The 14,294-nt window shown below is 59.7% G+C and carries 11 protein-coding genes and 1 pseudogene; 5 read left to right on the top strand and 7 right to left on the bottom strand.

Translation table 11 applies throughout. The features are described 5' to 3' along the window. Positions 1-27: 27 nt before the first annotated feature. From J3T92_RS08760 to J3T92_RS08730, 7 genes are all read right to left on the bottom strand, one after another. Positions 28-2,451 (bottom strand): S9 family peptidase, encoded by a 2,424-nt coding sequence (locus tag J3T92_RS08760; protein WP_267401125.1) that lies wholly within the window; start codon positions 2,449-2,451, stop codon positions 28-30. A 7-nt stretch (positions 2,452-2,458) separates the two neighbouring features. Beyond that, positions 2,459-3,649 (bottom strand): App1 family protein, encoded by a 1,191-nt coding sequence (locus J3T92_RS08755; RefSeq protein ID WP_220236912.1) that lies wholly within the window; start codon positions 3,647-3,649, stop codon positions 2,459-2,461. A 10-nt stretch (positions 3,650-3,659) separates the two neighbouring features. After that, entirely contained in the window at positions 3,660-4,073 is a 414-nt protein-coding gene (gcvH, locus tag J3T92_RS08750) for a glycine cleavage system protein GcvH (RefSeq protein ID WP_267401122.1), read from the bottom strand. A gap of 39 nt (positions 4,074-4,112) precedes the next feature. Then, a complete protein-coding gene (locus J3T92_RS08745; RefSeq protein ID WP_267401121.1) occupies positions 4,113-5,711 on the bottom strand; it encodes a L,D-transpeptidase family protein in 1,599 nt (532 codons plus the stop codon). Between the two features lie 87 nt (positions 5,712-5,798). Continuing rightward, on the bottom strand, positions 5,799-6,836 hold the full coding sequence (gene nudC / locus J3T92_RS08740; protein WP_267401120.1) for an NAD(+) diphosphatase: 1,038 nt from the start codon (positions 6,834-6,836) through the stop codon (positions 5,799-5,801). Next, positions 6,833-7,690: an alpha/beta fold hydrolase gene (locus J3T92_RS08735; RefSeq protein WP_267401200.1), complete on the bottom strand. Its 858-nt coding sequence runs from the start codon at positions 7,688-7,690 to the stop codon at positions 6,833-6,835. Before J3T92_RS08735 ends, nudC begins: the two co-directional genes overlap by 4 nt. Positions 7,691-7,713: 23 nt before the next feature. Next, positions 7,714-8,343: an NUDIX hydrolase family protein gene (locus tag J3T92_RS08730; RefSeq protein ID WP_267401119.1), complete on the bottom strand. Its 630-nt coding sequence runs from the start codon at positions 8,341-8,343 to the stop codon at positions 7,714-7,716. A 171-nt stretch (positions 8,344-8,514) separates the two neighbouring features. Between J3T92_RS08730 and trxA the strand changes: the two genes are divergently transcribed. From trxA to J3T92_RS08715, 5 genes and pseudogenes are all read left to right on the top strand, one after another. Further along, on the top strand, positions 8,515-8,859 hold the full coding sequence (trxA, locus tag J3T92_RS08725) for a thioredoxin (protein ID WP_267401117.1): 345 nt from the start codon (positions 8,515-8,517) through the stop codon (positions 8,857-8,859). 173 nt (positions 8,860-9,032) lie between these two features. Then, positions 9,033-10,016, top strand: a complete 984-nt coding sequence (locus J3T92_RS08720; RefSeq protein WP_324123865.1) for a G5 domain-containing protein — start codon at positions 9,033-9,035, stop codon at positions 10,014-10,016. A 535-nt stretch (positions 10,017-10,551) separates the two neighbouring features. Next, entirely contained in the window at positions 10,552-11,262 is a 711-nt protein-coding gene (locus J3T92_RS09550; RefSeq protein ID WP_416378880.1) for an InlB B-repeat-containing protein, read from the top strand. A gap of 24 nt (positions 11,263-11,286) precedes the next feature. Next, positions 11,287-11,787: pseudogene (locus J3T92_RS09545) on the top strand (RCC1 domain-containing protein); the annotation flags it as partial. Next, a complete protein-coding gene (locus J3T92_RS08715; RefSeq protein ID WP_267401114.1) occupies positions 11,779-14,124 on the top strand; it encodes an InlB B-repeat-containing protein in 2,346 nt (781 codons plus the stop codon). The pseudogene J3T92_RS09545 and the gene J3T92_RS08715, both read left to right, overlap by 9 nt. Positions 14,125-14,294 lie beyond the last annotated feature (170 nt).

The raw sequence follows: 14,294 nt of genomic DNA, 5'->3' as shown, positions 1-14,294 counted from the left end.
CCCGACCGAATCCCGGACAGACTAGAATCAGCGGCTTTCGGGGACCATGATGGACAGGCACCAGGCATTCTCGAAGGCCAGTTCCTCCCACTGCCGGTAGCGTCCGCTGATGCCCCCGTGGCCTGCCTGGACCTCGATCCTAATCAGCGCATCGGCCCCCACCTGCGGCTCCTGCAACCTGGCAACCCACTTGAGCGGCTCCACGTAGAGCACACGGGTGTCGTTCATGGATGTGGTCGCCAGGATTGCAGGGAAATGGTCGCTGTCGAAGAGCCGGAGCCTGCTATCGGCGTCAGGAACGTTCTCGTAGGGCGAGTAGGAGCGCATATACCGGTAGACCTGCTGGTCATGCAGAGGGTCTCCCCACTCGTCCCATTCAGTCACGGTCAGCGGCAGATCCGGGTCCAGAATGCTGGTCAGCGCGTCCACGAAGGGCACATCCGCCTCGATGCCGGCATAGAGCTGGGGAGCCATATTGGCCACGGCCCCCATCAACAGCCCACCGGCCGACCCGCCGTTGGCCACGGTATGACGGGGATCCGCCCAGCCCTGAGCCTGCAGTGCGGCGGTCACGTCGATGAAGTCCAGGAAGGTATTGACCTTGTGCAGCCGACGGCCCTGCTCGTACCAAGCGCGGCCCATCTCCCCGCCGCCACGCACATGGGGGACGGCGTAGAGCACGCCTCTGTCAAGCAGGCTGAGCCTGCCTGTGGAAAAACCAGGGTCCTGGCTGATCTCGTAGGCTCCATACCCGGTGATGAACATGGGAGCAGGCTTGTCCTGATCCTGGTCCGGCCAGGGACGGCGCTCGGGATGGTTGGGGACCTGAATGACCGTGTCATCAAGACCAGTCCTCCCGCAGGCATCCAGCGCCGGATGCATGCCTCGCCGCCAGACCAGGGAGACCGGCACCAGGGCCCCATCCCTGACACGGACCAGAATTCGACGCTCGGCGTAGCGCTCTGGCCGGAAGTCGCCCAGCACCCTGGCCCGCTTGAGCAAGCGATCCACGCCCCGGACCGGATCCAGCTCCCGCAGCTCGGCGGGGGTCCCATAGCTGCCCCGGATGTAGCGCAGCCCAGGAGCCTGGTAGGAGGGATTGTCCGTGGAGCCTATGCTGTAGAGACGGTCGATGCCGTCCCTGGCCTGGTCGGGCAGGACCTCGCGGAAGCGCCAGGGTCGGCCCGCCCGCAGATCCTCCAGCGCCTGGTCCTTGGTGATAACGGCTATGTGGGGCATGCTGTCGGCCCGGTAGGTCAGGACCACGAAGCTGCGGTGGATGCCCAGCCCCTCGATGGCTAGCCCGCGAGCGCCTTGGAGGATGGTCGGATTGCTTGGATCCCGATAGGGCTTCTCTGGCGGCAGGGAGGCTAGGTCTCCGGAGCGCTCGCAGCCATAGGGGCTGCCCTGGGCCAGCCGCACCCCTTCTCCCAGCCGAAATGGCGGACGATGGCTGCGCAGATCGATAAGATCCACCTCAAAGTTGGGGTTGTTCACATTGTGATAGACCACAGCCACCGGCAGGTCCTCCCCCGCGGGACCGGCATTTTCGAACCGGGCCAGGCTGATGTCGTACTCGATTCCCTCCTTGCGGGGGATCAGGGGCACAAATTCGCCCTGCGGATCCTTCAGGTCCAGCATGAGCACCTCGCTGGTGGTCTTGGACCCAGTGGCAATCAGCATGGCGGATTCGTCGTAACTCAGGCCCAGCCCCACCCAGAAGCGCTCATCATCCTCCTGGTAGACCATGACATCCTGATCGGCCGAAGTGCCCACCTTATGCCGCCAAACCGTGTCCGGACGCCAGGCCTTGTCCAGGCCGGTGTAGAAGACCCAGTGGCCGTCGGGGGTCAGCACTGCCCCTGAGGAGACCTGGTCGATTCGATCAAGCAGGTCTCGGCCTTGACATAGATCACGAATGCGCAGGTCGTAGCGCTCATTGCCCCTGGTGTCCAGTCCATAGAGCATCCAACGGCCATCGGCGCTCAGGTCCAGACATCCCAGAGAGAAAAAGTCATGCCCCTTGGCCTCGGCATTGGCGTCGAAGATGACCTCCTCGCCAGGCATGGATCCAGGTGCTGCATCGGCCTGGACAGCAGGAGGGTCCCAGTCATGCTGGTCGCGCACCGGCAGGCGGCACTGCACCCCATACTCCTGGCCCTTGAGCGTCCGGGAGAAGTACCAGTAACCATGCATCCGAGTGGGCACCGACATGTCGGTCTGCTGCACCCGGTCGGTGAACTCCTTGAGCAGGGTGGCCCGCAAACCCTTCTGGCCGGCAAGCCGTTCCTGGCAGTAGCGATTCTGGTCGCGCACGTAGGCCTTGGTGGCAGGATCCTTCAGGTTGCGCATCCACTCGTAGGGATCCTCGAAGTGATCCCCATGAAAGCATCGATCAGCAGGACGGCGTTCCGCACGAGGAGGGGCGGGGTTGACGGCCGAAAAACTCATGGGGCGATTATATTCGGGCGCGGCGACGCAGATAAGGCAGCAGGGTCCGCATCAGATTGGCGCCCGTGGTCCCGTAGAAGACAGGCACCTCCGTCACGGGCACCGGCTGTGTGGCAGTGCGCTTGACCAAGGTTCCCAGCCCGGTCTCCTGGGGGCTCAACTGACGGATGCCGATGGCCAGGACCCGGCCCGGATACTGCCGTACCACCTGAGCGAAGGTGGAGGGATCGCTCTGGCCGTCGTCGCCCATGAGCACGAAGCGCATCTTGGGAAAGTCGGCCATGAGCTGGCGGATGAACTCCATCTTGTGCTGCACGATGGAAGGCACGAAGGTCTTGGGCCTGGGATCCAGATCCCGTAGCAGCAGAGGCCCGGCAGGAAAGCCATGATCGCGGATGAATCCGCGTATGGATCCCTCCACATTCCAGGGCGAGGCCGACAGGTAGAAGAAAGGCATCCGGGGGTCCAGATCGCGGATGCGGTTGTAGAGCACAGCCATGCCCGGCACCGAGGACCGGCGGTGCGGATTCGAAAGGAGCAGGTTCCAGGCAGCCTTCCAATGATTCGGCACCTGGCTGATCATGATGGTGTCGTCCACGTCGGATATGACGCCGACAGGAGTCTGACCGGGCACGATATAGAGCGGCGCATCGATGGGCCGGCGGCCCCGTACCTGGTAGGAGACACGGTGCACGCCTGGGACCAGACCATGCTCGGCCACCAGATCCAGATAGCCCGATCTGTCCGAGAAGACCGCATCCGCGCTCAGGCTGCGGGCGGGATCGACAGCATCGTAGACCGAGGAGTCACCCACCTGGACCCTCCCGATGGCAGTGCTGTCGATGGCCAGACTGACCCTGGTCCTGGGCGCAGGTACGGTCAGCAGGCCACGGATGCCCCGAATGGCCGGATCCCCGCGTCTGCGGCCGTCAGTCAGAATGGTGCGGCAGATCAGCCGGGAATATGATTCGGTGCCGTAGCCCACATAGGGTTGAACGTCGGGCGACCAGCCCAGGCGGCCGGTCATATTGATGGACAGCCCCACCCAGAGGTCGAAAGCGCCAGTAATCAGGCGACGCAGCAGACGCACCGGGGCTGGTCTGCTCTCGATGCCCTCACCGGGCGCGGCCGAATCGAAGGTAGTGCTGACCGATCGGACCCGCAGAGGCCCTTCATTGCGGCCGGATCGCCTGGTCATCACCGGACCGTCAGTTCAGGCTCTTCAGCAGCTGACCGTACTCCTCGGCGCTCATCAGATCGGGCTCATCGTCCTCCAGATCGATCTTGGCTATCCAGCCTTCCCCATAGGGGTCGGAGTTGATGACCTCCGGATCGTCCGAGGCCGCCCTGTTGACGTAGGCGATGGTGCCCGCCACCGGGCAGACCACCGGCTCAACAGCCTTGGAGGACTCCAGCTCGATGACCTCATCACCGGCATCGACGTGGGTGCCGGTCTCGGGCAGGTCCAGAAAAACCAGTTCTCCCAGCTGATCCGCCGCATACTCGGTCACACCCATGGGCGCCGGGGACTGGCTAGGGTCGATCCAGACGTGATCCTGGGAATACTGCAGATGGTCGGGCACATCCAGACGGGAAGTTCCATCACTGTGTTCATCGCTCATGGTTCCAGCCTACTCGGCCGTCTGCCGCGACAGTTGCACCTATCGGGCCGGACCTGGCGGAACCTGTCCCTCCACCTTGACCATGGTCCCGACCGGTGCGTTGTCGTAGATCCATTTGGCATCCTGCTCATACATGTTGATGCAGCCGTGTGATCCGTAGTGAGTGGGGTCGCCCTTGGCAATGCCTCCGTAGTTCCAATCGGCCGTATGGAAGCCCTCGCTGCCATTGTAGTAGGAGACCCATCTGACATTGGGCGACACGTAGCCGGGGCCGCGCATGGTCTGAACGGTATAGCGCACATTGATGAAGAAAGTGCCTGTATCTGACCAGTCCCCGTCATAGGGCTTGCCCGAACAGATAGGGAAGGCCTTAACCTCGGTGGTCCCATGGTAGGCGGTGGCTGTCTGATCGCTCAGGTTGACTCGGATCCAGATGTCGCCGTCAGGCACGTCATAGCGGGCCACCCGAGTCTGCTCCTTGTGAGGCGTGACCTCAGCGCTCGCCTGGATCGGGTTCACGTCGCCCTGGACCAGGGCCTTGACGACCAGATCAGCTGTGGCGGGCACATTCGTAACACGGACCCCGTCTACGCCCTTGGTGGTCTCAGCCACTACATCGCCCTTGGTGTTCTTGACATTGACGGCGGTGACCATATCCCGATCCAGATGCCGAGCTAGCTCCTGATCCAGATACTGCTGGATGGCCTGCCGATCGAAGCCCAGCTCCATGGTTCCCTTGCTGAGGTCTGTCACCGGCTTGACCCAGGTGGCTACAGTGGCGGCCGGAACAGTCATGACATCGTCATCAGCTCCCTTGATGACCAGATCCTTGGCCAGCCGTTGGTTGGCTTGAGATGCCACCTGATTGGCGGTGTCCAGGCTGATGGGCATGCCCACATCCTTGTAGACCAGCCCAACAGCCAGCTGCCTGCCTGGCTTGTCTATCAAGGAGGAGACAGCACTCTGCACACGGCCCAGTTCAGCCCCCTTGCCGCCACGTCCCTCCTGGGCTCTAAAAGCATGAGCACCGGAATCAAAGACGATGGTGGAAGGAACAGAGCGATCTTGACTGGGGATGAAACGTTCAGTCAAATACTTATTCATGGCCAGTTGATCCCGTTCTGCCACCAGCGGCACCGCCTCGCTATAGAAGGGGTTGAGCCGGGAGAGGCCTGCAGGGCCCTTGGCTGTCATGACTCTTGTGACTGTGGCATCCTGATCCACGCTCACGCCCAAATCCTTCAACCCAGCCCGCGCAGAGGCGCCATTGCCTTTGAGCTCCACCTGGGAGTCGCGCACCTGCTGATCGACGATCCGCCGGACTTGGTCGCTGGTCCGGCCCATCATGACCTTTCCGCCTAAGGTGACGCCGGGGGCCACCCGATCACGGAAGAAAGCACGAACGCCGAACCAGCAGCCTACCAGAATCAGCACAGCCAGAAGCGACATGGCCAGGATAGTGCGTCCTCGATGACCACTCGAAGGAGTCTTGTCGCTGGCACCTGCGCCGAAAGCCCGCTCTGCTTGTTCGTCGGCGAACAGGTCCACTGGGTCGGGCCCGTTACCGATCGCGGGCGGCATGGTCACAGTTTCAGTCTGGTCGACATCCGGAATACGAGGCTCTTCTTGCCCCTCCATGGCCATAACGCACCTTTCGCTACTTACATTTCCACAAAATATTTTACGACAGAACCAAACCCAAAGGCACGGGCCTTCCCAAACAGGTCAGAGCTCGCTGCCATACCATTGTTCAATCATATGTCTGGCAACACTGGCCGCCTGGGGTATGTGCAACCGGCCCGAGGCCAGAGCATTGCTGAATTCCTCCCGTGTGAACCAGCCGGCATCCTCGGTCTCCTGACCATCCACCCGGATATTCGTATTCAGGGATCTGGCCTTGAAGGCCACCATCAGGGAGGAGGGGAAAGGCCAGGGCTGAGAGCCCAGGTAACGCATCTCCCCCAAATTCAGGCCCACCTCTTCCAGAGCCTCACGCCGGCCTGCATGCTCCAGATTCTCTCCAGCCTCAACGAATCCAGCAGTGACCGAACGAAAGCCAGGAACCCACTTCCGGTTGTGCTGGAGCAGAAGCCGATCATGGCCGTCCACCACGGTCATGATCACTGCGGGCTCGATGCGGGGAAAGAGCGTGTGTCTGTCCCCCGACACATTCCCCTGGCAGATCTGAGCCCATCCAGCCTGGCAGGGATGAACCGGTGCGCCACAGTGGGGACAGAAGACCTGGAGTCCATGCCATACGGACAGAGCGACTGCGCAGATTGCCAGGCCCACCTGACGCGGATGTCCATGAGGGGCATACTCGCGCAGGCCAAGCCAGTCGAAGCGCTGATCCGCAGCCTGAACCAGGTCACGAAGAGGGTCATGGACGACCCGACCGGCACAGGCTAGATCCAGATCCAGGGCCAGCCAGGCCTGCTGGTCGGCCTTCCCCAGGTAGTAGCAGGGCGGCTCGAACTGGTCTGTCGAGCTTGCTAGAGGACCCCGCAAGTATGCAGCGGGCAGTGTGGCCAGACGGATGCTGGCTCCGGTGCGGCCAGACAAGGCTCCCTCCCCCCTGGGCACGGCCACCTTCTCGCCCCTCACCAGGATGACCCCCGTGCCGTCCTGGTCCAGCAGGTGGTCAAGCAGACCGGGCTGCGGCCGCGATGCCGTGTCGTAGTCCACATCCCCCTGTGCCAGGGGCAGGAAGGGCAGGGGCTCGGTGAGTGCCAACGGGGAGAAGACCGTTTTAGGATTGCTCATGAGAGCCTCCCCACGCGACGAACCAGATCCAACAGGGCAACGGCCACCTGATGCGGATGCTCGACGGCGCTGAAGTGGCCACAGTCGTCGATAGCGGTAAAAGTAACGTCGGTTCCTGCCTGAAGCATGGCCTGGGCCAGAGGCTCCATGGCACGTGGGGGGCTGGATGGATCGCAGCGACCGCTGACCAGAGCCACGGGCACCCTGATGCGGCCGACAAGATCGCTCTGATCCGGGCGGCCTGCAGCCATCCGCTCTCGCCAGGCGATGCCGCGAGGATCCTGGGACTGTATCCATTCGGTCATGGTCTGCACGAAAGCAGACGAACGCTTGACCTTGGAATCGCCCTCCTGAGGCCTGGCGAAGTGCATGACCGGATCCAGCGTCCCCTCCACCTCACAAGTTTGGGCGATCCGCAGCCGGTTGGCCCGGGAGACTGGACGGTCAGCCATCATGGTGGTGTCGCACAGGGCCAGCCCGGCCGCCATCTGTGGATAAAGTCTGGCTATGGCTTCGACCAGGTAGCCTCCCATGGAAAGTCCGACCCAGATGGCCTTCTGCGCCCCCGTGGCGGCGACCATATCCACAAAGGCTCGAGCCATGGCATCCAGAGCACTAGGCAGGGCGCCATCAGAGTCTGCCGGGCCGCAGGACGCCGGCTCAGGCAGGGGGCAATCGCCTGCTCCGGGCATATCTGGCGCAAAGACAGGAAAGGGGGCCATACCAGCACGATCCGCCTGGTCAATCAGCAAGGCCGCACACCGATTCCACATGCGGTGGTCCACAGGGAAAGCATGGACCAGCACCAAGGGCAGCCCCTCCCCTTGTCGATATACGGTATTGACGATGTTCATGCCCGCCTCCAAGGTTTCACGGCTCATAGTGCACCAGCCCAGGTCAGGGCGCTCATCAGCACCTTGCCGTGCCCACCAGGCATCTGGCTCATGAAGGACTCCAGCATATCCGCCTTGGGATCGATCCACTCCACATCCAGGGTCTCGTCCTGGGGCTTGCAGTCCCCGGCCACCGGCACCAGATAACACAGAGCGATGGCATGCTGGCGGGGGTCGTAGTACTCCGAGACCCCCGGTGTGGGGAAGAACTCAGCCACGGTGAAGGGCTGTGGGCTGGCAGGCAGCATAGGCAGGGCCAGCTGGCCCAGATCCTTGGCGATGTTTCTGGCCAGAGCCTCCCTGATGGTTTCATGGTAGAGGATCCGTCCGGTGATCAGGGTGCGTTCAATGTTGCCCTGATCATCCACGCGCAGAAGAGTGCCCACTTGGGTGACAGCGCTCATTTCATCCACGCGAACCGGCACTACCTCCACATAGGGCATGGGTAGGCATCGCCGCGCACGGTCAATGGCATCACGGTCCAGCCATCCGGGAGGATTCGAACCCGAAAAACCCCGGTTGAAGTCCTCTGGAGTGATGTGCGAGAAGGCGCCACGGTCGCGATCGGCATCGAAGTCGTCATCATCGGGAATCTCGTCGTTCAGCACTGGCATGGTTCCATTATCCGCACCAGGCTTGACCGCCCACGGGACCCCGACGGACATCTCCACCCAGAGCATATTCGGGCGCTTTCTCCAGCCTTGATGAAATGCTGATGGTTGAAAGCGGTTGCTAAACACGGGAGCTTCCCGCGCGACAGTCAAGCGACTTCAAGGAGCGTCATTATGACCACCACGACTATCACTTCGGAAAACTTCGAGCAGACCATCAAGGACAACGACCTGGTGCTGATTGACTTCTGGGCCACCTGGTGCGGGCCCTGCAAGGCCTTTGGCCCCATTTTCGAGAAGGCTTCGCAGGCCAACACCGACATCGTCTTCGGTAAAGTGGATATCGACCAGAATCGGGATTTGGCCGCGGCGGCCGACATCCAGGCGGTGCCCACGCTGATGATCACCAAGCAGGGGCAGATCATCTTCAAGCAGGCCGGCGCGCTCAGGTCTTCGGATCTGGACGACCTGATCAACCAGGCACGTAAGGCCGATTTGTCAACCCCTGCGCAGCCCTGAGCCGGTCGAGTTGGCTCCAAGGCAGGTTTGTACTAAAATAGAGATGTATTTGTCCAGTGACCATTTCGGTCTTACCGGAAGCATGCGGTCGATAAGAAGCATTAAATCGACTGATCACTGAGGATCTGTCGGTCCAACAGAGGAGAGTAATGGCGAACCACCGTAGAGGACGGATGAGTGCGGTCAAGGCTCTGACCAAGCGTCAGTGGCTGCGTCTAGCCGCCGGTGTTACTGTTCTCGGTATGGTCATTGGCGCGGGTTTCGCCTCGCGCGACTTCTACGCATCCACTGAGAACTCGGCCAAGTCCGGCGTAACATCCTATTCCGCCACCCAGGATCTTGGCACGGTGTCCCGCAGCAGCACTAGGCAGGCCATCCGCAATGGTGCGGGCGGTGCCAACTCCGGTACATCCTACGTGAATGTGCAGATCAACGGGAAGAACAAGGTGGTGCTGGGCAACGGCTTCACCGATGTCAAATCCGTGCTGGAAGCCGGGGACATTACCCTGCAGCCGGGAGACCAGATCGCCCCGTCGCTGACCACTCGCATCAACGAGAAGACCATCATCCGCATCGACCGGGCCAACGCCCAAGTCAAAACTGACGAGTCGCCCATCCCCTTCAACACCATCGAAGAAAAGACCGACTCCCTGCCGGCAGGCACCACCAAGGTCAAGACTGAGGGGCAGAATGGCGTCATGGAGACCACCAGCCTGGTCACCGAAGCCGGCAGCAAACATCTGGCCAGCAATATCTTCGCATCCTTCGTTAAGACCGTCCCCGTCGATAAGGTAATCCTGGTGGGCACTGGTGGCGGAACCCCTGCACAGTCCGGCTCGACTACCACCACGACGCCTGTAGGCGAAGCCCAGAGCATCGCCCACGATGTGGTCGCCTCCCGCGGCTGGGGCGAAGACCAGTTCACCTGCCTGGTGCAGCTGTGGAACAAGGAGTCCGGTTGGCGGACCAATGCCGCCAACCCCTCAGGCGCCTATGGCATTCCACAAGCGTTGCCCGGCAGCAAGATGGCCTCGGCCGGCCCCAACTGGCAGACAGACGCCCACACTCAGATCGTCTGGGGACTGGACTATATCCAGGGCCGCTATGGGACACCCTGTGGCGCATGGGCTCATTCCCAGTCATCCAACTGGTACTGATTCGTTTTCATACAACTCAACCAGGAACTTCCGGTAGGCTAGTTCGGCTTACCGGAAGTTCTTTTTTGCCTGAGACACGACCTGTTCCAATTACCTGCTGATAATCCGATCGTCAAGCGAGAGAAGGCCATCACTGAAACCTCGGTATTCCAGAGCTGTGATAAACTAATCATAATTGAGCGACATACACGTTGGCCGTGCGGATTGAGTCGGAGATGCAGTTGCAATGTTGTATGCGCTGTTGCTTTTGAAAAGGACCGTATGCAATTGTTATATAAGAATCGCGCATGCTGCATTACTTCTCTTATAGCTATTATCGGATCAGGGTTTATATTGGCAAACCTTTCGTGGATTGACCTAGCACAGGCAGATGCCACCGCATCCCCAATAGCATCGCAAAGCATGAAAAATCCAGGGACGGGGGGGGGGGGGGACTCCAAGTATACCTGGCTCTACTCAAATTCCCTCTAATATTTCCACACCACCTATAACTCAAAAGCTGGATTCCTCTATTCAACTAACACCCTCTCCGGCTTTGCCCTCCCCCACTTCACTAGACTCAGCAAGCCCCGCTCTTTCCACTCGGTCGATAAGCTCCTGCCCCAATAGTCAATGTTCGGTCACCTTTGACACGGTCCAAGCTGACACAGAAGCCCCTGTCGCACAAATTATCCCTTCGGGAGGTCTGGCGAAACGACCGACAGATCCCACCAAGCACGGATGCCTCTTCGACGGCTGGTTTACGGGCCAGGTAGCCTACGACTTCAACCAGCCCGTCACCAGCAACCTGAAGCTGACTGCAAAATGGACAGCCGGCGATGGCCATTGGTCTCTGGCACCTGCGCACGGAGCTGCATCGGGAAATACTGCAGTGACACTGACTCCCCCAGCAATCCGTGGCATCAAATTCTCTCAAATCACATCAGGAGCAACCCATTCCTTGGCTCTTGGGTCGGATGAAAACCTCTACGCCTGGGGTGATAATAGTTCAGGACAATTGGGCGACAGCACCAACACTCTGCGACAAACACCAGTGAAAATAAACAAGCCGGCCAATACGTCAGCCCAATTCACTTTCACTACCATTGCCGCTGGCGACCATTCCTCTTTCGCTATAGGTTCTGACGGTAACCTCTATGCTTGGGGGAACAATACCCGTGGACAACTTGGCGATGGAACTACCACAAACCGGTCGGCTCCTATCCAGGTTCCGAAGCCTGCCGGTGTCTCAAATGGATTTACCTGAACCCAAGTAAGCACCCGATGGGATCACACCCTGGCATTAGGCTCAGATCACAATCTCTATGCCTGGGGATGGAACGAGTACAGCCAGCTCGGCAACACCAGCGTCCCTACTGGCACCGATAATTCCGATGCGTATAGCAGCAAACCTGTACTTGTCAGCAGGCCAGCAGGAGTCACTTTCACTCAGTTAAGTGCTGGACGGTATAACTCTTTTGCCCTAGGCTCAGATAACAACTTGTACGCTTGGGGATGGAACGGATACGGACGGCTAGGAGATGGGACCGATATTCCGCGATCTACTCCTGTTCAGGTCCACCAACCCGCCGGCGTTACCTTCTCCCAGTTCAACGCGGGAGATACATCTTGTTTCGCAATCAGCACGAATGGAGATCTTTACGCTTGGGGATGGAACGGATACGGACGGCTAGGAGATGGCAGCAATGCAGAAGATAGAAAAACACCCACTTTAATATCTCCACCCAACGGAGCACCGTCAGGGTTTACCTGGATACGAGTCATGATAAGAGACTCTCACGTCCTAGCCATTGGCTCGGACGGCAATCTCTATTCCTGGGGACGAAACGATCACGGCCAACTAGGTATCAAAGATATAAGCACCGACGGTTCATACATCAATAGACCACACATTGTCAATCAACCAACATCTACAACTGCCCAGAAATTCACTTGGGCTCAGATCAATGCAGGATGGGAAGAATCATCTGCATTAGGATCAGATGGAAACCTGTACACCTGGGGATGGAACAACGGCGGACAGTTAGGTGATCCAGACGTTCCTATAGGTACGGATAATAAGCAGGCGATGAGGCTGACACCAAGCTTGGCTGCTTTCCCGCTTTCGCCAGATGTTACTGCGGTCAAATTCGACCAAACACTGGTCAACGATATCAAAAAAGCAGGTACGAACTGGCAGGTGATGACCCCAGCTCATAGGAAGGGGCGAGTAGATGCGACCATTACCTGGAATCTCTATGGCCAGCAGTTCGATGAAATCCTGAATTACACCTATGACCCGCCCAGATATGTCGTCTCTTTCGATAAGGCTGACGGCAGCCAGACCACCAGTCAGTCGGTCATCGAGGACCAAACGGTTCCCAGACCAGATCAAGACCCGACCCGACCGGGCTTCCTATTCGACGGCTGGTTCAACGGCGATGCGGCCTACGACTTTTCTTCCCCCGTCAAGGGTCCCACGAAACTGACAGCCCACTGGACGGCAGGCGCCGGGCAATGGACCACCTCTCCCAAGCAGGGTCCCGACAGCGGTCAGACCAAGGTGATCCTGATACCACCTGCAGCACGGGGCATTAGGTTCAGCCAAGTCAGTGCCGGCGACGATCATTCATTGGCTCTCGGATCGGATGGAAACGTCTATTCTTGGGGGGCCAATAAATACGGACAGCTGGGCGATGGGACCACAACGGACCGCTTGACGCCGGTTCAGATTCCCAAACCGACAGGCGTAATCCGATTCACACAGGTCAGTGCGGGAAGAGCCTTCTCATTGGCTCTGGATGGACAGGGCCACGTCTGGGCATGGGGACTCAACAGCTCCGGACAGCTGGGCAACAATGCCGTTGCTACCAATGGCTCAGCTGCATACAGCTCGAGCCCGATTCGCGTGCAAGCCCCAAGCGGGATGACGGCAACAAACTTCAGTCTCATTGGTATCAGCGCGGGAATCACTCATGTCCTCGCCGTAGACGAGCAGGGCAGAGCCTGGGGCTGGGGATCCAATGAGTTCGGCAAACTAGGCGTTCCTTCTAGCACTGTAGCGACGACAGGAATCGCCACCAGACCCGTCCAGGTTGCAACTCCGCAAGGCGAAACGACGGGATTCCGCTATGCACAGGTCAGTGCGGGCGGTTCACATTCCCTGGCGACTGACACCCAAGGCCATGCCTGGGGCTGGGGATCGAACCAGAACGGTGTCCTCGGCAACACGAGCGATGTAACACTCAATGGTTTCACCTCCATACCTGTCCAGGCCAAGCCAGACACCAACCCGACAGGCGGCTTCAAGCCTGTGCAAATATTGGCAAGCACAGGCCACTCCTTCGCCCTCGATGAGCTGGGACGCCTATGGTCCTGGGGCGGAAACAGCAATGGAGAGCTCGGCCTGAGCGACACCAACATAAGGACTGCTCCGTCCCTGGTAGCCATGCCTACAAACGTCAGCATGTTCACTCAGTTGACAGCCAGCAGAGCTAGCGGCAATTCACTGGCTCTGGACCAGAACGGAAACATCTGGGGCTGGGGTCAAAACTCATCAGGCATGCTGGGGACCGGAAATACAGGCAGCCTGAACAAGCCAACCAAGATGGGCAATCCATCAGGCATCGACCACTTCGTCAAGGTCAGTGCTGGCACTGACCACACTCTGGCTATAGCCTCCAGCGGCAGCACCTTGGGCTGGGGAGACAACGGCCAAGGACGCTTGGGCAACAATGCAACGCAGACAGCCTATTCCCCTGTCGACGCACTCTTCCCCTTCAGACTCGGTATCCCATCCACAGTGAAATTCGGAAACACCAGAGGAACCAGTCCAAGCTTCACGGGGCAGGAGGACGGCGCATGGACCGTGCTGACGCCAAACCACCAGGCCGGCGACACGACTGTCAGCATCACTTGGACGCTCAATGGGGCTCCACAACCCGAGGATGAGACCAATGCCTTCCGTTTCATCCACTATGGCGTCCTGCCCTTGACAGGAGAAACAGGCATCCTGATCACCATCTTGGCTGGATCGCTGGCCGCAATCAGTGGCTTGGCCGCAAAACGTCAGCGGGTTGAAATGCAAAGTGGACAAGGTGGAAGGACGAACGTCCGACACGAGCACTGACCCGAAGTGCCAACCACATCACCAGGCCACAAACAAGCAAGGTCCCGCCACTACATACATGGCGGGGCCTTGCTGCGGTCTCTGTATCTACTTTGCTCTATGCGCACCCTCAAACCCTGACAACCGCATGGCAACTGCTTGCGCGACCGGGGAATGCTCCTGACAAATAC

Origin of the sequence: Bifidobacterium sp. B4081, assembly GCF_026537335.1 — a bacterium.
Classification (GTDB): domain Bacteria; phylum Actinomycetota; class Actinomycetes; order Actinomycetales; family Bifidobacteriaceae; genus Bombiscardovia.
The sequence above is the reverse complement of the archived record's forward strand: the minus strand, read 5'-3'. Positions and strand labels throughout refer to the sequence as shown.